Raw genomic sequence first — 20,559 nt, 5'->3', positions numbered from 1 at the left:
GGGGGCGCGGCGGCATTGCACTATCGGATACCGGAGCCAGCGGCTATACCGGTTCGGGAAAAGGGTGCAAGAGCATGATAGCGGGAACCTTAGAACGATCGGTTCACAATCTGGAAGATTGCGAAACAAGGCTTTGAACCCGTTCATATCGCTCCCGCGGCATCTCACACCCGCGCAGATAATTGTCTACTTCTCCATCGCCTGTTTCTTTTCGCCACCTGTGCTGGGATCGGTGGTGAGCTTCGTCTTTCATGGCGGCGCACTCTGGTCGGTGGTGCTGCTGGCAGCCAAGCGGCGGCGCTTCAATGTCGACCGGCCGATGCTTGCCATGACCATTGCGATCTATGCCTACTGCGCGGCTATGGTCTCGGCCTCGATCGTCAACGGTACGCTGCGGGCTGACGTCGCGTATTTCCTGCCGCTGATCACCTTGCTGTTCTTCCCGATCTCCTATTCGACCTGGAGCATCATCGATAAGGCCAGCCTTGCGCGCATTGCTGTGGTTGCGAGCGCCGCGGCGTGTTGCGGCGCGTTGGTCCTGGCCATCGTCCAATATTACTGGATTGGGATGCTCAGGGCAGAAGGGGGGGCTGGAAATCCGATCGTTTTTGCGACTGTCACCTGTCTCGCCGTGATGATGTGCCTTTCGGGCGCTCTGTCGGGAATAGAGAAAGCCTGGAAGCCATTGACTGTCGCCGCACTCGCCGGGGTCGTGGCGACTATCTACTCGGGCTCGCGTATGGTTTGGGTGGCTTTATTGATTGCCGCTGTCGCCATCCTTGTAGTCAATCGCCATAGGTTCACTCGAGCGAATATGAGGCGGTTGCTGATTGTAGCGGGCGCTTCCAGCTTGTTAACGGCGGCAATTACGTTTCCGATCATCGTGGATCGCACTCATTTCCTTTTCGATGACTGGCAGGCCCTCACCACCAAAGGCGATCATTCCACTCCACTCGGATTGCGGGTTGGACTCTGGGACATAGGTCTCGATGCATTTCGCGAAGCCCCATTTTTCGGCCACGGCATTTCCGCCAGTCGCACGCTTTCACAAGATGGATTCAAGGAGCGATTTCGAACCAACCAAGGTTTCAACCACTTTCACAACGGCTTTTTGACCGCACTTGTCGAGGCCGGGTTGCTTGGAGCCCTGGCTCTCGCGACAATCTTCGGCGTGGCGATCTGGATCGCAGCAAGGGTCCTACGCCTCAGTGCCGATCCGGTAGAGCGGTTCGGGGCGACAATGATCGTCGTCACCGTAATCATCTATGTCACTGGCGGCCTGACCGGCATCCTTGTCGGCCATGACATTTTAGATTCGACCCTGATGGTGTTCCTAGTTTCCGGAACGTATCTGGCTTGCGGACGAACGCTGCCACCGATCGGGAAAAGCTCGCCTATCGCGGCCCCGATCTCTAATCGGACTTCATGAAGACCTTTCCGCGGGATAAGTCGTACAGGTTGGATTTGAACCACCTGTGGCCACCAACCTTAGCTTCAAGCCTTTTAGTGACCAGTCTAGGTGTGCAGCTACGTGCTCCTCAGTCTCCGAACATTTCCTAAGAACTCCGCTTCTCGCGCGCCGGCACCCTTAGCCGTTAGCGTCAGCAATGTCCGCTTTCAGGGAACGGCAGCTCTAGTCTATGCGGGCGACATGCGGCGCTAAGCAGACTCGCCTTTATGCACGCCGTTCTACGCTATAGGCCTCTCCCCTTTTGAAAGGGCTTTACTTCATCAGGTACCTGGCTGCAGATCGGACTTGCCAGATTGGAGATGGAGAATGCCAGTTTGGCGGGAGGTGAAATACGGACACGAAACTATTTACACGGCGAGAATCGCCGTCACAGCTACGCTATTGCCGCCGTTTCCCCTACTCCCACTCATTGTTTTTAACCCATCTAAATCATTGATTTAGATGTGTTTTTTCTTCGTATTGGCCTGAATTTCCGACACGCAGGCCGCCAAAAAGTTACGATATTGATTTTAAAGAGAAAATTGTCGCAAAAATTCTTTTGAGATTTCCGCAACTATCGGTGCCAATCGGCCGATTTTCGCTCTCACGGTGTTCGGTCGCACACTGGACTCGAATGCAAAAAGTACCGTCAGCACAATCTATCACGCCCCGCTGGAGCGATCCATCCATCGCGAACCAAAAGAGCTGGCCTGCTCCATCGGGTTCGCCTGAAACTCAACCACTCCGAAGTCAGAAGGATCAGCGTTCTCGAGAATGAGGGGGGGCATCGTCGGGACGGATGCGGTTCCATAGATCCCAGGTTGGGTCCCCACGGTACCGCGCGAGGCGATCTAAACGAGATCAGCGAGCCCGCAGTCGGCCTCAAGGCCTCGCGCGGTCGTTTCCCGGTGAACCGCGCCTGGGAGAGTGTCTCTACCGAAGGGCCGTTGACGAGAAACGTGCTCGACAGCGCCCTGCGGCTCTCTCTTCAATTGCTCGGCTTACCCGCACTGCAATGCTGCTGGATGAAGTCCGACAGGAATGTTGAAGCGTGAACGCACCTCCGATGGACAGCGATCGCCTGAGGCACTTTCGAGAATGTCCCCTCAACAACGCGGAAACCTGGATTCTCTTCGCAGAAACGTGACAGGGACTCAGTCAAGCCCGCAGCAGCATCGCACTGGGAGGACATAAGCATGTGCAGGGCGGAGGCGGGATTTTCGGTTTGGAGGAGGATCGCATTTCTAACCTGTCGCTCAAGCTGCTTTGTATACGCAGCGGTTTTGGCGGCGGCGATGCGCACCCCTTCGACGTCGACGTCCCCCACGCTGCCTAGCGGGCTGCTGTCTGACACCAGAAAGCTGGCAGTCACGGTGGTATAGGGGGCCGAGAAGGATAACATGTCGGCACGTGACGGATCGGGAGCAATGAATGCAACGTCCCACTCGTTGCCCTCGGCAGCCGCAAGAATGTCAGCGGCCGATCCGTATCGAACCAGCGACAAACAGCAGTCGAGTTCTTCCGCAAGTGTGATCGCGATCCGCGCGCTCGGTCCTGTTAGAACGCCTGTCACTGGATCGAGTTGGACAAGTGCGGCATTCGACATGTTGACCGCGGCTCTGATGACTCCCGTCGGTGCGATTTCAGTGAGGAGTTCATCGCGTTCCGGCATCGCGGGGCGCTCCTTGCGATGCAAATCGTGCCGCGAGTGCTTCCGATCCCCTCGCCAGAACAGCGACATCGACACCAACGGCAGTAAATAGTGTTCCCAGCGAGATGCACCGTGCCGCGAACTTCTCATCCGGGGTAAGAATGCCCGCAGGCTTGCCCAACGCTTTCAGGCGTTCAATCGCGCCGACAATTGCATCGACCACCTCCGGGTGGCTCGGTTGGCCCCTGTGTCCGAAACTCGCTGCAAGGTCTGCCGGTCCTACGAATACGCCATCCACTCCCTCTACCGAAGCAATCGACTCGAGGTTGCCAAGCGCTTCCCGGGTCTCAACTTGCAGCAACAGGCAAATTTCCCGTTCCGCATTTTGCGCATAGTGCGCAACTCGGCCAAAACGAGTGGCGCGTGTCAGGGCAGAAACACCACGAATTCCATCCGGAGGATATCGCACGGCCGCGACTGCGGCTTTCGCCTCTTCCGCGTTCTGAACGTAGGGAATGAGCAGTGTCTGAACGCCAATATCCAGGAAGCGCTTGATCAGAACGGGGTCGTTGATGGCCGGGCGCACGACTGGGGAAACGTCGTATGATGCGACCGCTTGCAATTGTGGCAGGACGGTCAGAACGTCACCCGGTGAATGTTCCGTGTCGAACAGGAGCCAATCGAAACCTGAAGGCGCGACGATTTCCGCAGCGTAGTTTCCCGGCAGGCCGCACCACAGGCCGATCTGACTTTGACCAGCAAGGAGCCTCCGCTTGAACCGATTGACAGGATGTTCCAACTGGCACCTCACACGAACGACACGCCGATGGAGCCAACAGGGCCATAGTCGGCCTGGATGACATCACCTTTCGCGATATCGACAGGACGCGTGAACGAGCCGGCCAGGACTATTTGTCCCTTCTTCAGGCCACCGCCCACAGCATGAAGTTTGTTGACCAGCCACGCGATGCCGGCTGCCGGATGTCCCATGATCGCCGCCGACACGCCCGATTCCTCGATGATGCCGTTCTTGGAAAGAGTCGCCCCGACCCAACGGATATCGATGTCCATCGGACGAATTATACGGCCACCAATGACGAGGGCGCCGAAAGCCGCGTTGTCCGCAATGGTATCCGTGATCGCTCGAGGGACTTCGGTCCGGTAGTCGATAATCTCGAGCGCCGGGACAACGAACTCGGTCGCACGCATGACGTCATAGATCCTGGTGCCGGGCCCGACGAGATCCTCACCCATAACAAAGGCCAGCTCGACCTCGAGTCGCGGCTTGATAAACAAGTCAGCCCTGATCTGCGCTCCGTCGTTGTAAAGCGCATCGTCAAGAATGCAGCCGTAGTCCGGCTCCGTCATCTTCGAAGCCATCTGCATTGCGCGTGACGTCAGGCCAATCTTGTGCCCGACGATCCGTGCGCCCTTGGCTACCCTCGCCTCCGCCCACAAAGCCTGAATTTGGTAGGCGTCCTCGAGTTCGAGGTTCGGGTAGGTCTTGCTAGGCTGTATGATCGGCTTGCGCTCGATTTCAGCTTTGAGCAGCGCGTCTGCCGCGGCCCGGCGTTCTTCTTCGGTGATCATATCGTTTGCTCAGCTGATTGTGATTTATTTGATCGGGGGACGCGGCAAAACGGCTTCGCCGGGCTCCATGGCATAGGTGTAGTCGAGCGAGAACCACGGACCAGGAATATCCGCTTCGGTCGGATGGGGCTCCTCATGACGAACGAAGTCGCCGGTCAACGCTGCCGTGACACCGAACTGAACATCGGAGCCGATGTTCGGGTCGCTGGGGTCGAAGACCTGGGAAATCAGCGTCTTGTATCCATGCTTGAAGATCAGTGCGTGCAGGTGCGCGGGTCGGTACGGATGGCGTCCCTGAGCTTTGAGCAGGCGCCCGACCACGCCATCGACCGGGATCGGATACCCGACCATCTTGACGGTCCTGAACCAGAACCGACCTTGCTCGTCGGTCGTAAATTTGCCGCGTAAGTTCATCTCGGCCTGGTCCGGGTCCTGGTTTTCATAAAGACCGACGGGAGATGCATGCCAGACATCCACTTCAGCGCCGGCAATTGGCTTACCGTCGCGGTCAACGACCTTGGCATGCACGAATAAGGGAGTGCCCGGCGTCTCGGATCGGATGATCGACGCGCCATTTTCGACTCGCGGAGAGTTGAGGCGCCAGAATGGACCCAACAGCGACTGGGAGGTCTCGGTCTGTCCTCTGTCGCCATTGTTCAGCAGGCAGACAAGTGAAGACACGCCAAGAGAACCGGCCATCAGCACAAACTCGTTGTGGTGATCAGTATGCAGTTGCCCGATCTCGTTCAGCATGGCTGTCGCCTCCCGAAACTCGACCTCAGTCAGTCGAACCTCGCGCACGAAAGCATGAAGATGCGCGACCATCGACACGAGGATTTCTCGCAGGCGGGGGTCTTCAGTGCGATTCATCACAGCGAGGACGGCTGGCGTCAGATCGCTTTCGGTTTTGATTACCATAAGGGGCTACCTCCCGATTTGCCCGACTATCCAAATAATCGATTATCTGTCAAGGCCACCGTGGTGCATTGTCGCGACACCAAGATGCCAAAGATTCGAGATGCAAACGTCTAAATTGTTGATTTAATTCTATTTTATCGACGGGAGCGAGGTTACCTCGTGGCTTTTTCGCAGATTTCATCACGTCCTAAGTTGACAAGAATAATCGTTTATAATACCGATCATCGACGAATGAATCTTGGGAGCCGGACAATGGTACCGCATGATGACGGCGCATCTGCTCCGCCGGCAGAAGATGCTCCATCGTCTTCTGGATTCCTCGACGACGGCAAAAACACGATTGGGAGCCAGCTTGCATCCCGTCTTCGTGAGGCGATCATCTCCGGCGAGCTTCAGGCCGGCAGCAAGATCAATCTCGACAAGGCGCGCAAGACGTTCAACGTAAGCCTCAGTCCGCTGCGTGAAGGGTTGGCGCGGCTGATATCGGACGGTCTAGTGGAGTTCGAGGACAATCGCGGCTACCGCGTTTCATCAATCTCTCTGGCAAATCTGGAAGAGATCACCGTCCTGCGCGAAGAGCTCGAAGTCTTTGCCCTTCGCGAGTCCATGCGGATCGGCGATGTGGAGTGGGAAGGCAACGTCATGCGCGCGCTGCATCGCCTTAACCGCACTGAGCGTGACGCGGCCCGCCCCGAGACACTCGAGCGCTGGGAAGAGTTCCACCGCGAATTCCATCTGACACTCATTTCCGGCTGTGGGAAGCCAATCCTGCTCCATTTCTGCAGCCTGCTGCTTAATCTCAACGACCGTTATCGCCGGGTGTTTCTGACCCGCACGTCGGGTGACCGCAACGTCAGCCAGGAGCACAGTGAGATCGCTCAGGGAGCCGTCGCCAGGGATCTGGACTATGCGTGCGATATGTTGCGTCAGCATATCCACCGCACGGGAACCAATCTGCGCAACCACCTTGCGACAAAGGGCACCTTGTGATGACCGTCGCGACGCCAGGGCCGGGCCTTGAACTGGGCGTGGCGCATTTTTCATCGATCGCGCTGCCGCCCAAGGAATTCGCGTTGATAGCTGCTCGGGCGGGTTTTGCCTCGATAGGGCTTCGCCTGCACCCCGCCTTTCCCGGAGCCCCCTTTTACGAGTTGCCGGTGGGCAGCCACGGTGCCCAGGAGTTCAAGACAGTTGCCGATGGCGAAGGCATCAAGGTGTTCGATATCGAGTTCTTCGTGATCGACGAGAGCTTCCTTGCGGCCTCCCACGAGGCGACCGTGGCAGCCGCTGCGAACATAGGGGCGCGCCGGCTGAGTGTTTGCGGCGATGATCGAGACGGCGGCCGTCTTGCCACAAACCTGTCTGAGTTTTGCGCCCTCGCGGCGCGATATGCCATGTCAGTCGACATCGAAAACATGGGCTGGCGGACGGTAAGGACCTTTCGCGACAGCCTAGCGATCTTGAATGCCTGTGGAGCAGAGAACGCCGGTGCCCTTGTTGACGGGATTCACTTCTTCCGAAACGGCGCCTCGATCGACGAGCTTCGCGCAAATGCAGGGAAGGTAAAGCACATCCAGCTTTGCGACGTCCGCGGGCCTGCGCCCAAAACATCGGACGCAATGATCGCCGAGGCGAGAAGCGGCAGGCTCGCTCCTGGAGAAGGCGAACTGCCATTGAAGGACCTCTGTGCGGCAACTGAACACGGCGCTGCTATCTCGGTCGAAGTGCCACTCGTCGGGCCGGTGGACCCGAAAGCACATTTAAAACATCTGCATGCCGGCGCACTGGGAATTTTGAAACCAGATCACTGATCTGGCGCCGACGCGGCCTAGGCCGGTCAGGAGGAGGAAGTCTTACATGTATACGTTTGATTTCGGTGCGGTCCTCGACCGCGCCCCGGAATTGCTATGGGGTTCGCTTGGAACGGTTGGCCTTGCGTTAGCTGGGATGCTCCTCGCACTCGTCATCGGGCTCCTGGGCGTCGTTGCAAGGAGTTCCAAGAGCGGGATCACGCGGGCTGCCGTGATCATGTTCGTCGAGGTTGTGCGCAATACGCCATTCCTGGTGCAGATCTTCTTCATATATTTTGCCCTTCCTCTCATGGGCATCCGCCTCAATCCGACCGTCACGGCGATCATTGCCCTCGGCATCAATGGTGGGGCCTACGCAATCGAGATCATCCGCGGCGGGATCGAGAGCGTTTCGCGCGGCCAGATCGAGGCAGGTTTCGCACTTGGTCTTCACAAGGCGGATGTCTTCCGGCTCATCGTGCTCAAGCCGGCGCTGCGGGCGATTTATCCCTCGCTCACAAGCCAGTTCATTATGCTGACACTGACAACGTCTGTCTGCACCTCGATCGCCGCCTACGAGCTGACCTCGGCCGCTCAGCGCATTGAGTCTGACACCTTCCGCAGCTTCGAAGTCTATTTCACGGTGACCGCTATCTACCTGGCCATCTCAAGCCTGATGATGGGCCTCTTTGCGCTCATTTCTCGCCACTACTTCAACTACCCGACGCGATAGGAAGCAGCCATGGGTCCCATCGGAGAAGATCAATTTCTCTTTTTGATGCAGGGTTTGAAATGGACCGTGCTGCTTGCGATCGTGGGCTTCATCGGTGGGGGGATATTCGGAACCCTGATCGCGCTCCTGCGCACCTCGAAGAACAAGGTCGCCCGCACGATCACCGCAGGGTATATCGGCGTCGTCCAGGGCACGCCCCTTCTGATGCAGCTCTTCGTTGTCTATTACGGCGTTGCGCTGTTGGGCATCGACGTTAACGCGTGGATCGCGGTCGCGGTCGCCTTCACGCTCCACGCCAGCGCCTTCCTGGGCGAGATCTGGCGCGGCTCCATCGAGGCTGTGCCGAAGGGCCAGACGGAAGCCGCCAACGCCCTCGGTCTGCATTATGTCTCGCGGATGAAAGACGTCATCCTGCCGCAGGCCCTCAAAATTTCGATGCCGGCCACGATCGGCTTCCTTGTCCAGCTCACCAAGGGCACGTCGCTGGCAGCAATCGTCGGCTTCATTGAACTGACTCGCGCCGGTCAGATCATTTCAAACCAGACCTATCGTCCGCTGCTCGTCTTCGGGATTGTCGGCGCAATCTACTTCATCATTTGCTGGCCGCTCTCCTATGCGGGAAGTCGCCTTGAAAAACGGATGGCGAAAGCTGCCCGCTAACCGCTTCGCTGGAAGCAACACTCTTAAGGAGGAGAATAAGCATGCATAACATTCGTGGGATTTTTCTCGGATTTGCTCTGGCAACTATTGCCTTCGCAACCGTTGGCACTGCCGCAGCCGCTGCGGCAACTGTAGAGGAAATCAAGGCAAAGGGCACGCTCGTGGTCGGCATCCAGGGCGACAATGCGCCATGGGGGTTCGTCAACACAAGCGGCGTGCAGGACGGCTTCGACGCTGACATCGCCAACCTTTTTGCCAAGGAATTGGGCGTGAAGGTTCAATTCCAGCCGCTCGCCGTTGCCAACCGAATTCCGGCACTTACCACCGGCAAAGTCGACATCCTGTTCGCAACGATGGCGATGACGGAAGAACGTGCGAAAGCAATTCAATACAGCAAGCCTTACGCCGCCAACACGATTTCGCTTTATGCTGCCAAGTCCGACACGGTTACGAAGCCTGAAGACGTTGCCGGATGGGAGATCGGCGTTCCGAAATCCAGTTCGCAGGACAAGGCAGTAACGAACGCCGTCGGATCCACCGCAACGGTTCGCCGCTTTGATGACGACGCCGCAACCATCCAGGCTTTGGTCTCCGGGCAGGTAAAGGCGGTTGGCGGCAACCAGTTCTATGGCCAGCGTCTGGATGCGGCGAGTGCCGGCACGTATGAGCGCAAGATTAACTTTTTGACGACCTACAACGGCGTCGGTACCCGTCTCGGCGAGAAGGACTGGAACGAAGCCGTCAACGCCTTCATCGACAAGATCAAGGCCAATGGTGAGCTCGCCGCCATCACGAAGAAGTGGATGGCGATCGATCTGCCGCAGTTCCCGGAATCCATTCCGAACATCCCGTTCACCGTGCAGTAAAAGCCCAAATGGAGGGTTCCGTGCTCAATTCCGCAAAAGATCAATCGAAGCTGATTTCCCTTGAGGATGTGCAGAAGTGGTACGGCACTTTCCATGCCTTGAAATCCATCAGTTTGTCGGTCCGCAAAGGCGAAAGGATCGTCCTCTGCGGGCCGTCAGGCTCCGGGAAATCAACGTTAATCCGCTGCATCAATGCCCTCGAGACGATCGAGGAAGGCAAGATCGTCGTCGAGGGTCACGTACTGGACGGAACCACCAGATCGATCGACGCTGTACGTCGCGAAGTGGGAATGGTCTTCCAGAGCTTCAATCTCTTCCCCCACATAACCGTACTTCAGAACTGTACCCTCGCCCCAATGCGTGTTCGTGGCGTGAGCCACGCTGACGCAGAGCGACTGGCTCGAAAATATCTCGAGCGCGTTCGTATCCTTGACCAGGCGGACAAATATCCCGCGCAGCTATCGGGCGGACAACAACAACGCGTCGCCATCGCCCGCGCGCTCTGCATGGAGCCGAAGGTCATGCTCTTCGACGAACCGACCTCTGCCCTCGATCCCGAAATGGTGAAAGAGGTGCTCGACACCATGATCGGGCTCGCCCGTGACGGCATGACGATGATCTGTGTCACGCACGAGATGGGGTTTGCCCGTCAGGTCGCTGACCGCGTCATCTTCATGGACTCCGGAGAAATCGTCGAAGAGGCCGAACCGGAGGTCTTCTTCAAGTCTCCCGAGCACCAGCGCACGAAAACCTTCCTCGGTGAAATCCTGGCCCATCACTGACTTTCGAAAGCGATGCCAATGCACAACAAAAAATTCCTCGTGGGGCTGATCGGTGCCGACATTCAAATGTCAAAGTCCCCGGCCCTCCACGAAACGGAGGGGCGACGCCAGGGCCTCGATTACCGTTACGAGCTTCTCGACTTCGCCGAGCGAGGCCTTCCCGCCTCCGCGCTGCCGGACCTGCTGGACGAGGCAGAGCAGCGCGGTTTTGCCGGCAGTAACATTACACATCCGTGCAAGCAGACGGTGATCGCCCACCTCAGTCGCCTTTCCGAGGATGCAGAGATGCTCGGTGCGGTCAACACCGTGGTCTTTCGCAACGGCGAGAGGATCGGCCACAACACGGATTGGTACGGTTTCTACGAGAATTTCCAGCGCGGCCTTCCGGACGTCGCCAAGTCGCATGCCGTGCTGCTTGGCGCCGGCGGCGCCGGTGTCGCCGTGGCCCATGCAGCAATCAAGCTCGGTATTGAGAGATTGTCGATCTTTGACCAGGATTCAAAACGGGCGGAAACCTTGGCCCCGCAGTTGAACGATCGGTTCTCAAGGGATTGCGCGCGTGCCACGACGGATGTCGGCAGCGCCCTGCGCTCCGCGGACGGCCTTATCCACGCGACGCCGACGGGTATGAAGAGCCATCCTGGTTTGCCCATAGATGCGGAATGGCTTCTGCCACGGCATTGGGTGGCCGACATCGTCTATATGCCACTCGTCACAGAGCTCCTTGCTCTCGCCGAAGGAAAAGGCTGCCGGACCCTTCGGGGCGGCGGCATGACCGTCTACCAGGCAGCAGCGGCTTTCGAATTGTTCACCGGGATAGCACCGGACGCAGACCGCATGTCCCTTCACTTTACGGACCTATGCCGCCTGTCGGCTTGATGGGGAAATCCCAAATGCCGCATATCATCATCGACTATAGCCGGGGCGCAGGCGAGCATGTAGCCATGGATCGACTGACGCTGACCGTGCATCGCTGCGTTCGCGATGGCGGCCTTGTGAAACCTTCCGCCGTGCGCACGCTTGCGCGGGAGGCGACATACTCCTGCGTTGGCGATGAGCATGTCGATCATCATTTCATCCAAATCATCGTGCGGATGGCACCGGGTCGTACTGCAAAGACCAAGCAGAAGCTTCTCACTGCCGTTCTCGAGGCCGCGCGGACGATCGCCGCGCCTGCTCTCGAAGCTGGAAAGCTCGGCCTGCGCGCGGATCTCTACGAGTCGGACCCTGATTTTGCCGTTCAAGCAATCGCGTTCGTCTGACCAGGACAGCGTTGCTCAAGAAGGACACTATGCCATGAGCCTGATCTACGTTCTCAACGGACCTAATCTCAACCTGCTTGGCAAACGCCAGCCACATATCTACGGGCATGAAACGCTCGCAGATGTAGAGGCGGACTGCCGCAAGCTGGCAGCCGACTTCGGCCATGAAATCCGCTTTCATCAGAGCAACCGGGAATACGAGATCATCGATTGGATTCATGAGGCGCGCGAGGACGGTGCGGGCATCGTCATCAATCCGGCGGCCTTCACCCATACCTCACTCGCCATCCTTGACGCTCTGAATACATTCGAGGGGCCTGTGATCGAGATCCACATCTCCAATGTGCACAAGCGCGAAAGCTTCCGACACCATTCGTTCGTTTCGCACCGCGCGGACGGCGTGATTTGCGGCCTTGGTACGGAAGGATACCAGCTTGCCATCCGACGCGCGGCGACAATGATCAAGGCGGCGGGCAACGGCTGAGGTGACCATGACCCAACGGGTTAAGCTGGCCGTAGTTGGGGCAGGCCTCATCGGTAAGCGCCATATTCAGCACGTCCTGGCCGAGCCCTCGGCGCAACTCAGCGCCGTGGTCGATCCCACGCCGGTTGGCGAGACCATTGCCAAGGAAGCCGGCGTGAGGTGGTTTCCAAGCTTCGCGGACATGATTGCCGCAGACCGACCTGATGGGATCATCGTGGCTACGCCCAACCCGGCTCACGTCCAGAACGGGTTGGAAGCCGTCGAAGCCGGCATTCCTGCACTCATCGAGAAGCCTATCGCCGACGACATTATATCCGGGGAAAAGCTGATCGCAGCGGCTGAGGCAAAAGGCGTTCCTCTTTTGACCGGTCATCACCGGCGACACAATCCGATGATGCAGAAGGCAAAGGAAATCATCGAAAGCGGAAAGCTCGGCCGCGTTCTTGTTGTCAATGCGATGTTCTGGCTATTCAAACCCGACGACTACTTCGACATCTCGTGGCGTCGTGAGCGCGGTGCGGGGCCGGTTTTCCTCAATCTCATCCACGATGTCGATAATCTGCGCTACCTTTTCGGCGATGTGGTTGCGGTTCAGGCACGCGAGTCCAACGCGGTGCGCGGCAACGCAGTTGAGGAAACGGCAGTGATCCTGATTGAGTTCAAGAACGGAGTGTTGGGAACTGCGACAGTCTCGGACGCGGTGGTCGCACCGTGGAGCTGGGAGATGACAACCGGAGAGAATCCGGCTTACCCCAAGACCGAGCAATCCTGTTACATGATCGGAGGGACGCACGGATCGCTGGCTGTTCCGTCGCTCGAGGTCTGGCGCAATCCTGGTAAACGGAGTTGGTGGGAACCCTTTGACCAAACGCGTATCGAGGTCGACGACGAGGACCCACTTGTTCTGCAGATCAGACAATTCTGCAAGGTGATCCGCGGAGACGAACCCCCGCTTGTCAGCGGGCGTGAGGGGCTCAAAACCTTGAGGGTGGTCGATGCGGTAAAGCGCTCGGCGGCAACGGGAGAACGTATCGAGTTGAACTGACGCATGAGTAATTTGACCACCTGCTCGTCCTTCGCGTCTCCTTGCTTCCGATGCGATGAGACGCCGGCTCAACACCGACGCTAGGCATCGCGCTTTTGGCGGAGGAACCGTGGCCGCCTATCCCATGTGAATGGGTCGCCGTCTGAATCGAGCCTTGGCCAGGGCGCATAGCGCTGCCGCCGCCGCGCCTGACCCGGCAGAGTTCGGTGACGCACGACACGCCGGGGCGGCCTGGTCAATGTGCAGCCCTTCACCGGCATAGGCCACCGCGGCCGCACAGCGTCGTCCCGCAACCGCCCTCCCCGCGCCGGCGCACCGCCTCCGCGCGGACGAGATGCGGGACATCACCGGGTCGTCCTACTATCTCGGCGGCCTCTACACGCCCGGCGCCGTGATGATCCAGCCGGCCGATTGCGTACGCGGATAGCAAACCAATGCTCTGCTGCGGAAACAGGCCCACAGGTGACCACGAAGGTAAGGGCGAGGATCAACCTGCACATGGCCGAGCAAAATCTAATATGATCCCGGCAAGGATCGTCCTGCCATCGCTCTGGATGCCTACGGCCCGCAGGCAAAGGCCAATCGGCGGGACTTCTGAAGCTCCGCCCGGCACGATGTTCTCATCCGCTGAACTGGTCAAGCACCTCTTATTGCGGGGGAACGCCTTACTGCCAAAGCAGATGTTGCTCAGTCAGCCTGTCCGGAAGGGCGCGTCCGGTCTTTATCGCTTAGTTGCCCGCCGAGTGTCAGCAAGCCCTAACTTCCGCGATCACGCCATACTCCCGCGGACAGCCTTACCCTACCTCAATGTGGCGGCGGACCTGATCCGCCTTGGCCGGCGCCTGTTACCCCAAGCCCCCCGCCCAATAGGCGTCGGCCATCTCTTCACAGAGAAGCCTAGAACGCGCATTTCCCGTTTCCGCTGTCAGCGCAGAGCCCCGGGCCTCCTGGCGCCCGCCTGGTCCTTTCGGCCCGCACTAGCAGCTAAGCCATGAGGCGCTTCGAAATCGCCCGCAATAGCTCCGTTTCGTCGGCAATCCCGTTCCGGAAAGCGCTGACGATTTCAGCAGCGAGGTCTTCCCTCTGCTCCTTGTCTTTTTGGGCTAGACGGCGCTCATCGCAAAGCCGATCGAACACCCGCTGGAGCAACTCCAGATCGCTTGGCACAAGTATCCCGTCGAGGCACGACAGAGGCATTACGCAACCCTCAATTGGCTAAGACCCTGCCTGTTATTTTGTGAGCGGTTTTCTGATTTCAAGCTACCTCTTGCGCCGCTTCTCCGGCGTCCGGGCATTGCAGGTGAACTGCAGTTTCCGATCTTCACGCCGACACGCAAAAAGCCGCTGCGCGACATGGTCGATTAGCTGCCCTTGGCCCTGCCGTAGGCGTTGGGGCTGGTGTCGGGCGTGTAGGCCAGGCCGACATCCGTGCCGCCGCACCTGTTGCATTTCAACTTTGGAATGAGGTCATCGGCCTTTGCCGGCGCGTCAGGGCCGTAGCGGTCCCGGAGCTGGGCAAGGTCGAGCTTTTGGCTATGGTTGCAGGGAGACCAATGACAGAACGCCGTCACGGCCATCTTGGCGTCGATCAAGCTTTGGAACGTCCAGCCCTTGCCCATGCACCCGATATAGTGCGGCTCCAACCAATCCGACACGCCGGCCTCCCGATGAACGGTGGCGTCAAAGATCACCTCATAGACGCTCCCAATTTCTTCCTCGATCTCCGTGCTGTCGATCCCGAGTGCCTTGGCGTCAGCAAAAAGCTGTTGGGCCAATTCAGCCACGGAGATGACGTCGGCGCCGACCGTCTCCGGGATGTTGTTGGAAATCCATTTGTGGAGAAAGTTGATGCCGCGCGTGCTCATCTCGGCGACAAGCGCCGGCGGGGCATTAGGTTCCTTCCGTCGGAGACGTTAGGTCGACATCTCTTTGATGACCGCATCGAGCGAGGCGATATCTTCCAGCGCGGCTATTTCGAGCGGATCAGCGGCCTGTGCTGGCGTGCGTATCTCAGGAACGCCGTCAGGCCCTATTGGCGCGTAGCTCATTACGAGCGTGTCGCGATACTGCCTGAGCAGGACGAGCGCTCTATCAATGGTTCGTTGGTCCATCGGCGAGATTTTAGCATATAGGTCCAACTCTGCGCACTACGCTAATTCTTCCCGAAATCCTGCATCGAGGCACGCATGGTCATGAGCCCGTTTCGGCGTCAAAGGTCACCTTGTCGATGAAGCGTCCTAATTGGCATCCCCCTGTCCGTTTCCGCTACCGACAATGCCAAAATCCTGAGATTTGATATTTCCATCCGCCAAGAGAAAGCCCTCAGCAGCCAGGCCCCGCCTCAACAGCTCACGCACCGCTGACGCTCGGCTTGGCATTCGTCTTTCAAAGCGCCAGTCCTCCAGCGCATCAATTTCCCTTTGCGACAACATTATTTGAAGACGTACAGGTCTCTCGATTTGTGGCATTTTGCGACCTCACCCATAAAGCGTCGAATGAGTAGTTAGCGTATAATGAGCATAACCCTCCAAAGGTTGCATGACCATCGTCTTGGGTCTGTACGCCTGATGAGGTGAATGCATTAAGGGCTGCGTCTACCGTAAGTACTAACTTCTTGAAAATATTAGCTTATTTAATGCTTTGTGACTTGTGCTCCCCTTCGCGAGCGCGCATGGTGAAGGTGAGGGTAACCCGGTCCGGAGGACAAGAGGTCACCATGCGCTACCATTATTCACAGACCCTACTGGACGACGTTACGGCGAGTGTCACTGAGGCGTTCCAGAGGCTTCGCATTGTCAACGTTCCGGTCGTGGCGGAACAAGTCAGGCGTCGCCATCTCTCGGAGAATATCGCCCTTGAGGACATTGAGGAGATAGTCCTGGACACCGCTCAAATGTTTCACATCCCGATGGAATTCGATGGTACGAGCGGCATTCTTGCTGCGCACGAAGCGGAAACTAGGCTGGCCGGGCGATTTGCGACCTCCTTCCACGGCCAACCACCACTTCTTTTGGCGAGCGAGAACTAGCGCTTGGCCAGCGCGGGATCGAGCGCAAATCAGAGCAGATTGTGAACTTGTCGATGGCCCCGAAATATCTCGATCATCGGTTGGAATGCCCATACTGCCTCACCATCAGGCTGAGAATACCCGATGACTCTCGTCCGGATACGCCCATTTTTTGCGATGATTGCGGAAAGTACCTTGGCACCTGGGATGAGCTACAAACCGACTTTGAGAAGCAGGGCGGCCAGAACGGGGTATTTCGACTCGATAGAGGCCGCGTCCAGCGGATCCGCTAGTGCCGGCCGGCAACTCTAGTCGACCTTCAGGAACCTAGCCTCGCAAACCATCGTGCTTATCGACACTACCTCTTCGGGTTGATAATTGCCCACGCCTCCACCAAAACGGCTGCTGCCTGTCAACCTGATGGCGGTGGCGTCAGCCTGCCCAGTCGAGATCCATCGCCTGACCTACTTGGACCGAGGACTCATAACCGTCGATCCAATCGATGTGGGCAACCGTCCCCCACGGATAGGGGTTGTCGTCCCTTTCCATCCCCGTGCGAGCGGCGAAGACGCCTCCTTGAAAGGCTCTCGAAACAGGCGGTTTGGCGATCTTTGCGGTATGCCGGCCGTAGAACAGCGATCTTCCAAAATCGATTAGGTCAGTCGGGTTCGTGATCACGGGACAACCTCCGCGCGGTTGAACTTCCTCCGGCTAAACATCTTCGGGCTGCATTTGGTTCCGTCACAGTTGGCTGCGAACCGGGCCATACCCCAGCATTGAGGGTTGCCGGAGCGCTACGAGTCAAATCCCCGGGGCGACGCTTGGTGGCGCAAGCGGCGTCACAGCCGGACTTGGCGCTACAGTCGGCGACACGAACACGATTGGTGCTGGAGGCGATATCAGGGTGGGAAGTAGCGTCTCGGCAGGTGTCGGGGTTGGAATCCGTCCGAGCAGCCTGTCCGATGCCACCAATTCCCCTATCGCGACCAACCCGAGAGTGCTCAACGTCGTCGATGATATGTCCGGCGCGCAATTGGTCCGGATGAAAAACGCTGCGCGGACCTGCTCAGCAGTCAAGACGCTTACGACCGCGACTTGCGGCAGCTCTGTCAGCTGATCGCAGGCCGCTAATGCAACTAACTGACTTCAGCGGCGTTGCCGCATGACGCCAGCGCCCAGCAACCAGAAAGCCCGTCGCCAAAGCGGCGGGCTTTTGATGGGATTGCGATCACTATAGCACCAGTCTTCATAGACGGTCTTCTTAAGAATACGCGAAGCAGGCATGCCGTTAATGCGTGGGTTCCATGCCGGGACCGGCGCGGATGGGTAGGAATTTCGGTCCTATAGCGGTCATTCCGGCAAGCCCGCTTTGCGCATGCCTTCAGCTAGATGCTGGCGGTCTTCGATGCGAAACAGCGGCTCCTTGGCCACGTATCGGGCAGTAGAGAAATCCGGGACCCGGCGCAGCAAACCAGCAACACAATCTCCCGCGAGATCGGGCTTGCCAGCCATTGCGTAGCTTGCGGCGAACCAAACCTGTTTCGAGAACGACAAAGAACTTGATCGGCGCATGTTGGCAATGGCGTCGTCATAGCGGCGCGCGTTGAAGTAAACGGCGGCGAGTTCGCCCCAATACCAAGAAGGGTTGAAGAATGGGTCGAGGCGCTTCGCCTCCAGCATCCCCTCAATAGCTTTCTCGGTTTCACCGCGATAGTTATAGAACATCGCCAAGTCGGTGTGATTGACCGGATGGTTTGGATTTAGCGAAATGGCCTTGGCGAAATGCTGTTCACCCACTTCGTAGGCGCCGCGATCGACCTGTGTCCAAGCCATTACAAGTTGGCACAGATGGTCGTTTTCATCAAGCGCGACGGCCTTCCGCGCCATCTCGAACGCCTCGTCGAGCAAGCGGGTCGAACCACTCATATCGAGAAACCACTCTCGCTCGATAGCTGACGACAATAATGCGTAGGCACGAGCGTAGCTGGGGTCGAGTTCGATGGCCCTTTCGAAGTAATGCCGAGCCTCTGCCTCAATCTCCGGCGTACCCATTGGCAAGGCATCGCCGCGCAGGACACATTCGTAGGCCGCCAGGCTGGCTGGCGGCTTGCGCAGGACCAAGTCGGTGCGCGCGGCCGTCATTCGTCCTACAAGTGTTCCCACGGTAGTGCGAACGACGCGATCCTGGATATCGAATATCTCGTCTTGCGCACTGTCATAACGTTCTGCCCAGACATGATTGCCCGTCGTTGCATCGATCAATTGGGCCGTTATCCAGATGCGCGTTCCCATACGGCGGACACTGCCCTCGACGAGGTACTGCACGCAGAGTTCGCGTCCCGCTCGAATCATGTCAACGTCGGCTCCGCGGAACCGGGAGGACGAATTGCGCGACGCAACCTGCATCTGCCGGAAGCGTGAAAGCTCCGTGATCAGGTCCTCTGTAAGCCCGTCGCAGAGGTATTGCTGCTCGACATCGCCACTCATGTTCTGGAACGGGAGCACGGCGATCGAAGGCTTGTCTTGCTGGACTAGTCGCCCTCGTGCGACCTCCGGTTCCGTGAAAGCGGCACCGGACAGCATTTGATAGGCGCGCACTGGCCTGGCGATGTTTTTCAAGGTTTGCTCGCCCAGATCGACAAACTGTTCCTTGAACTTTTCACGCACCTGCTCGTAGGCCGAACCCGACAAGCAGATTCCGTTCGGCTTCGCCAAGCCTTCTAGGCGGGCGGCGATGTTTATTCCGTCGCCCATGAGGTCGCCATCGCTCTCCTCGACTATGTCGCCGATATGGATCCCGATGCGGAACTCGATACGTCGATCAGGAGGCACCCCGGCGTTGCGTACGAGCATGGCGTTCTGCACTTCAATGGCGCAGCGCACAGCGTCGACCACGCTGCGGAACTCGACGAGGGTTCCGTCTCCAGTGCGTTTCACCACGCGTCCGGTGTGCACCGCGATGGTAGGATCGATGAGGTCGCTGCGCAGCGCCCGGAGTCGAGCGAGCGTCCGATCTTCGTCCGACCCAGCCAGCCGGCTGTATCCGACGACATCGGCGGCCAGGATCGCCGCAAGCTTGCGCCTCTCACTCACGTTGCCCCTCCTTCGCTATCCGACATAGCACAGACTCAGGGGTAGGGCTGCTTCATTTAGATCGGCTCGACCTGCAGACCCTTCGCCTTGGCCAACTCCCGTCCTGATGGATCGTCCGCGGCGGGACCGTATCGGTCGAGCTGGACGACCACGATGGAGGAAGAGATGAGGTGACCCGGCTGGCGCTGGCGATCTGTCCAGCGAGCGTGGCGTTCTCATGGGCGCTGGGGCCGGCCACAATGCGCCTCGTCGCCTTCGTCGTCGTTTACGAGATCTCGAAGGATCGCCTCGCGAGTGATGCACCAGTGTCCCGCTCTGGTCGAAGAACTTAGCCAGCTCTTGGCTAAGCGCGTAGAGATCAAGAGCACCTGAAAGCCGACGGTAACGCTGGTGCGGAAGCCCTTCCAGCTTCGTTGGGGCGAAGTTACGGCATCTTTCAGGCTTCCACAGTGAGCTACTCGGCCGCCCGAACGTGCGAAGTGGGTAATAGTGGTCCTGAAGTAGGCAGGCGCGCAGAGGACCAGCTTGCGATTCACTCAGGCGTCTGTTGGCTTTCCTGATCGCCTCCGATGCAGCGATAGTTTTTCGCATGTTGTCTGCCTGATGCCAGAGGGTCGAGGGCTAGGCGGCGGAATCTATCAAAAGAACCTCGATCGCCATCGACTTTCATGCGCACCAGCATTCCCTCGTAACAATCGATTAGGAAGGCAGCCGCATCTTTGACGTCGACGCTTGGTCCGACCTCTCCGATGGCCTTCGCCTCTTCCAGCAATCCACACAGTTGTTCCTCCCATCGGGAGAACACGCTGGCCAGTCTCGCCCTGAATTCCGGGCTGCGTGCAGCTGCGACCTGGCTGAGAACGCCAAAGAGGCAGCCGCCAAGCGGCACCTCAGCCAGATGCTGGGCCTCTACGGCGTCGAAATAGTTTCGGAGCCGCTTAAGTGGGCTGCAGGAACTGTCCTTGAACATTTCATCGCGCCAGTCGAGATAGTGGCGCTCGTAAGCGTCCAGCACGGCACCGGCAAACTCCTCCTTGCTCTTGAAGAAATAGTAGAACGAGCCTTTTGGGACACGTGCCGATTGGAGGATGGCATTCAGACCGACGCCGTCAAAACCGTTCAGGATCAGCGCTTTCAATCCCTCGGAAACCAAGCGTTCACGTGTAGCGAGATTCTTTTCAATCATTGTAGTAGACCAGTTTACTATCAAGTAACGGTACCACATCCG

The 20,559-nt window shown here is 58.3% G+C and carries 21 protein-coding genes; 12 read left to right on the top strand and 9 right to left on the bottom strand.

All coding sequences use genetic code 11. From position 1 onward, the window contains the following. Positions 1-133 precede the first annotated feature (133 nt). Positions 134-1,429 carry an O-antigen ligase family protein gene (locus EN846_RS03870; RefSeq protein WP_127310189.1) on the top strand — a complete coding sequence of 432 codons (1,296 nt, stop codon included), beginning with the start codon at positions 134-136 and terminating at the stop codon, positions 1,427-1,429. Positions 1,430-2,438: 1,009 nt separating this feature from the next. On the opposite strand, the gene EN846_RS03865 is transcribed toward EN846_RS03870, so the two are convergent. Genes EN846_RS03865 through EN846_RS03850 form a run of 4 tightly spaced genes read right to left on the bottom strand, consistent with a single transcriptional unit; the run spans position 2,439 to position 5,609 of the window. Continuing rightward, positions 2,439-3,122, bottom strand: coding sequence for a transporter substrate-binding domain-containing protein (locus EN846_RS03865; RefSeq protein ID WP_126056254.1), 684 nt, complete (start codon positions 3,120-3,122; stop codon positions 2,439-2,441). Then, positions 3,106-3,900 carry a 4-hydroxy-2-oxoheptanedioate aldolase gene (gene hpaI / locus EN846_RS03860; RefSeq protein WP_127391324.1) on the bottom strand — a complete coding sequence of 265 codons (795 nt, stop codon included), beginning with the start codon at positions 3,898-3,900 and terminating at the stop codon, positions 3,106-3,108. Before hpaI ends, EN846_RS03865 begins: the two co-directional genes overlap by 17 nt. Before the next feature lie 8 nt (positions 3,901-3,908). After that, positions 3,909-4,691 carry a fumarylacetoacetate hydrolase family protein gene (locus tag EN846_RS03855; RefSeq protein WP_127391325.1) on the bottom strand — a complete coding sequence of 261 codons (783 nt, stop codon included), beginning with the start codon at positions 4,689-4,691 and terminating at the stop codon, positions 3,909-3,911. A 24-nt stretch (positions 4,692-4,715) separates the two neighbouring features. Then, positions 4,716-5,609, bottom strand: a complete 894-nt coding sequence (locus tag EN846_RS03850; RefSeq protein ID WP_127391326.1) for an intradiol ring-cleavage dioxygenase — start codon at positions 5,607-5,609, stop codon at positions 4,716-4,718. A gap of 252 nt (positions 5,610-5,861) precedes the next feature. Here EN846_RS03850 and EN846_RS03845 point away from each other — a divergent pair, with 252 nt between their 5' ends. The 10 genes from EN846_RS03845 to EN846_RS03800 are packed head-to-tail and all read left to right on the top strand — an operon-like array spanning position 5,862 to position 13,231. Further along, positions 5,862-6,599 carry a GntR family transcriptional regulator gene (locus tag EN846_RS03845; protein WP_126056257.1) on the top strand — a complete coding sequence of 246 codons (738 nt, stop codon included), beginning with the start codon at positions 5,862-5,864 and terminating at the stop codon, positions 6,597-6,599. Next, entirely contained in the window at positions 6,599-7,420 is an 822-nt protein-coding gene (locus EN846_RS03840) for a sugar phosphate isomerase/epimerase (protein WP_127308786.1), read from the top strand. Before EN846_RS03845 ends, EN846_RS03840 begins: the two co-directional genes overlap by 1 nt. A gap of 46 nt (positions 7,421-7,466) precedes the next feature. Further along, the gene (locus EN846_RS03835; RefSeq protein ID WP_126056259.1) at positions 7,467-8,132 is read left to right on the top strand and encodes an amino acid ABC transporter permease; all 666 of its coding nucleotides are present in this window, start codon (positions 7,467-7,469) and stop codon (positions 8,130-8,132) included. Between the two features lie 9 nt (positions 8,133-8,141). Further along, positions 8,142-8,792: an amino acid ABC transporter permease gene (locus tag EN846_RS03830; RefSeq protein WP_127391327.1), complete on the top strand. Its 651-nt coding sequence runs from the start codon at positions 8,142-8,144 to the stop codon at positions 8,790-8,792. A gap of 41 nt (positions 8,793-8,833) precedes the next feature. Beyond that, positions 8,834-9,658, top strand: a complete 825-nt coding sequence (locus EN846_RS03825) for a transporter substrate-binding domain-containing protein (RefSeq protein ID WP_135858870.1) — start codon at positions 8,834-8,836, stop codon at positions 9,656-9,658. Positions 9,659-9,666: 8 nt separating this feature from the next. Next, a complete protein-coding gene (locus EN846_RS03820; RefSeq protein ID WP_187331237.1) occupies positions 9,667-10,440 on the top strand; it encodes an amino acid ABC transporter ATP-binding protein in 774 nt (257 codons plus the stop codon). Between the two features lie 18 nt (positions 10,441-10,458). Then, positions 10,459-11,319, top strand: coding sequence for a shikimate dehydrogenase (locus EN846_RS03815; RefSeq protein WP_187331238.1), 861 nt, complete (start codon positions 10,459-10,461; stop codon positions 11,317-11,319). Positions 11,320-11,333: 14 nt separating this feature from the next. After that, entirely contained in the window at positions 11,334-11,702 is a 369-nt protein-coding gene (locus EN846_RS03810) for a 5-carboxymethyl-2-hydroxymuconate Delta-isomerase (RefSeq protein ID WP_126056263.1), read from the top strand. Between the two features lie 34 nt (positions 11,703-11,736). Next, the gene (gene aroQ / locus EN846_RS03805; RefSeq protein WP_127391331.1) at positions 11,737-12,186 is read left to right on the top strand and encodes a type II 3-dehydroquinate dehydratase; all 450 of its coding nucleotides are present in this window, start codon (positions 11,737-11,739) and stop codon (positions 12,184-12,186) included. Positions 12,187-12,193: 7 nt separating this feature from the next. After that, positions 12,194-13,231 carry a Gfo/Idh/MocA family oxidoreductase gene (locus EN846_RS03800; protein ID WP_127391332.1) on the top strand — a complete coding sequence of 346 codons (1,038 nt, stop codon included), beginning with the start codon at positions 12,194-12,196 and terminating at the stop codon, positions 13,229-13,231. Between the two features lie 1,361 nt (positions 13,232-14,592). Here EN846_RS03800 and EN846_RS36500 read toward each other — a convergent pair. Together EN846_RS36500 and EN846_RS36365 are read right to left on the bottom strand one after the other, a co-directional pair. Continuing rightward, positions 14,593-15,096, bottom strand: a complete 504-nt coding sequence (locus EN846_RS36500) for a hypothetical protein (RefSeq protein ID WP_348630790.1) — start codon at positions 15,094-15,096, stop codon at positions 14,593-14,595. Between the two features lie 48 nt (positions 15,097-15,144). Beyond that, positions 15,145-15,279: a hypothetical protein gene (locus EN846_RS36365; protein ID WP_281035218.1), complete on the bottom strand. Its 135-nt coding sequence runs from the start codon at positions 15,277-15,279 to the stop codon at positions 15,145-15,147. A gap of 668 nt (positions 15,280-15,947) precedes the next feature. Here EN846_RS36365 and EN846_RS03775 point away from each other — a divergent pair. Next, complete coding sequence (locus EN846_RS03775; RefSeq protein ID WP_127391333.1) at positions 15,948-16,259, top strand: hypothetical protein; 312 nt, start codon at positions 15,948-15,950, stop codon at positions 16,257-16,259. 411 nt (positions 16,260-16,670) lie between these two features. Here EN846_RS03775 and EN846_RS03765 read toward each other — a convergent pair whose 3' ends face one another. The 3 genes from EN846_RS03765 to EN846_RS03750 all read right to left on the bottom strand — a co-directional run bounded on the left by EN846_RS03765 (position 16,671) and on the right by EN846_RS03750 (position 20,517). Beyond that, positions 16,671-16,916 carry a hypothetical protein gene (locus EN846_RS03765; protein ID WP_127391334.1) on the bottom strand — a complete coding sequence of 82 codons (246 nt, stop codon included), beginning with the start codon at positions 16,914-16,916 and terminating at the stop codon, positions 16,671-16,673. A gap of 672 nt (positions 16,917-17,588) precedes the next feature. Beyond that, positions 17,589-19,331: an adenylate/guanylate cyclase domain-containing protein gene (locus EN846_RS03760; protein ID WP_127391335.1), complete on the bottom strand. Its 1,743-nt coding sequence runs from the start codon at positions 19,329-19,331 to the stop codon at positions 17,589-17,591. 532 nt (positions 19,332-19,863) lie between these two features. Continuing rightward, entirely contained in the window at positions 19,864-20,517 is a 654-nt protein-coding gene (locus EN846_RS03750; RefSeq protein ID WP_187331239.1) for a TetR/AcrR family transcriptional regulator, read from the bottom strand. Positions 20,518-20,559: the final 42 nt, after the last annotated feature.

Origin of the sequence: Mesorhizobium sp. M4B.F.Ca.ET.203.01.1.1 (assembly GCF_004791025.1) — a bacterium.
GTDB lineage: Bacteria > Pseudomonadota > Alphaproteobacteria > Rhizobiales > Rhizobiaceae > Mesorhizobium > Mesorhizobium abyssinicae.
This window is presented reverse-complemented; position numbering and strand designations above follow the sequence as displayed.

Bases quoted from the DNA above. Each gene is read 5' to 3' on its own strand.
- EN846_RS03750 (WP_187331239.1), bottom strand. From the start codon at position 20,517: ATGATTGAAAAGAATCTCGCTACACGTGAACGCTTGGTTTCCGAGGGA.
- EN846_RS03815 (WP_187331238.1), top strand. From the start codon at position 10,459: ATGCACAACAAAAAATTCCTCGTGGGGCTGATCGGTGCCGACATTCAA.
- EN846_RS03800 (WP_127391332.1), top strand. From the start codon at position 12,194: ATGACCCAACGGGTTAAGCTGGCCGTAGTTGGGGCAGGCCTCATCGGT.
- EN846_RS03850 (WP_127391326.1), bottom strand. From the start codon at position 5,609: ATGGTAATCAAAACCGAAAGCGATCTGACGCCAGCCGTCCTCGCTGTG.
- aroQ (WP_127391331.1), top strand. From the start codon at position 11,737: ATGAGCCTGATCTACGTTCTCAACGGACCTAATCTCAACCTGCTTGGC.
- EN846_RS03855 (WP_127391325.1), bottom strand. From the start codon at position 4,691: ATGATCACCGAAGAAGAACGCCGGGCCGCGGCAGACGCGCTGCTCAAA.
- EN846_RS03845 (WP_126056257.1), top strand. From the start codon at position 5,862: ATGGTACCGCATGATGACGGCGCATCTGCTCCGCCGGCAGAAGATGCT.
- EN846_RS03810 (WP_126056263.1), top strand. From the start codon at position 11,334: ATGCCGCATATCATCATCGACTATAGCCGGGGCGCAGGCGAGCATGTA.
- EN846_RS03775 (WP_127391333.1), top strand. From the start codon at position 15,948: ATGCGCTACCATTATTCACAGACCCTACTGGACGACGTTACGGCGAGT.
- EN846_RS36500 (WP_348630790.1), bottom strand. From the start codon at position 15,096: ATGAGCACGCGCGGCATCAACTTTCTCCACAAATGGATTTCCAACAAC.
- EN846_RS03840 (WP_127308786.1), top strand. From the start codon at position 6,599: ATGACCGTCGCGACGCCAGGGCCGGGCCTTGAACTGGGCGTGGCGCAT.
- EN846_RS03835 (WP_126056259.1), top strand. From the start codon at position 7,467: ATGTATACGTTTGATTTCGGTGCGGTCCTCGACCGCGCCCCGGAATTG.
- EN846_RS03825 (WP_135858870.1), top strand. From the start codon at position 8,834: ATGCATAACATTCGTGGGATTTTTCTCGGATTTGCTCTGGCAACTATT.
- EN846_RS03865 (WP_126056254.1), bottom strand. From the start codon at position 3,122: ATGCCGGAACGCGATGAACTCCTCACTGAAATCGCACCGACGGGAGTC.
- EN846_RS03830 (WP_127391327.1), top strand. From the start codon at position 8,142: ATGGGTCCCATCGGAGAAGATCAATTTCTCTTTTTGATGCAGGGTTTG.
- EN846_RS03820 (WP_187331237.1), top strand. From the start codon at position 9,667: ATGGAGGGTTCCGTGCTCAATTCCGCAAAAGATCAATCGAAGCTGATT.
- EN846_RS36365 (WP_281035218.1), bottom strand. From the start codon at position 15,279: ATGAGCTACGCGCCAATAGGGCCTGACGGCGTTCCTGAGATACGCACG.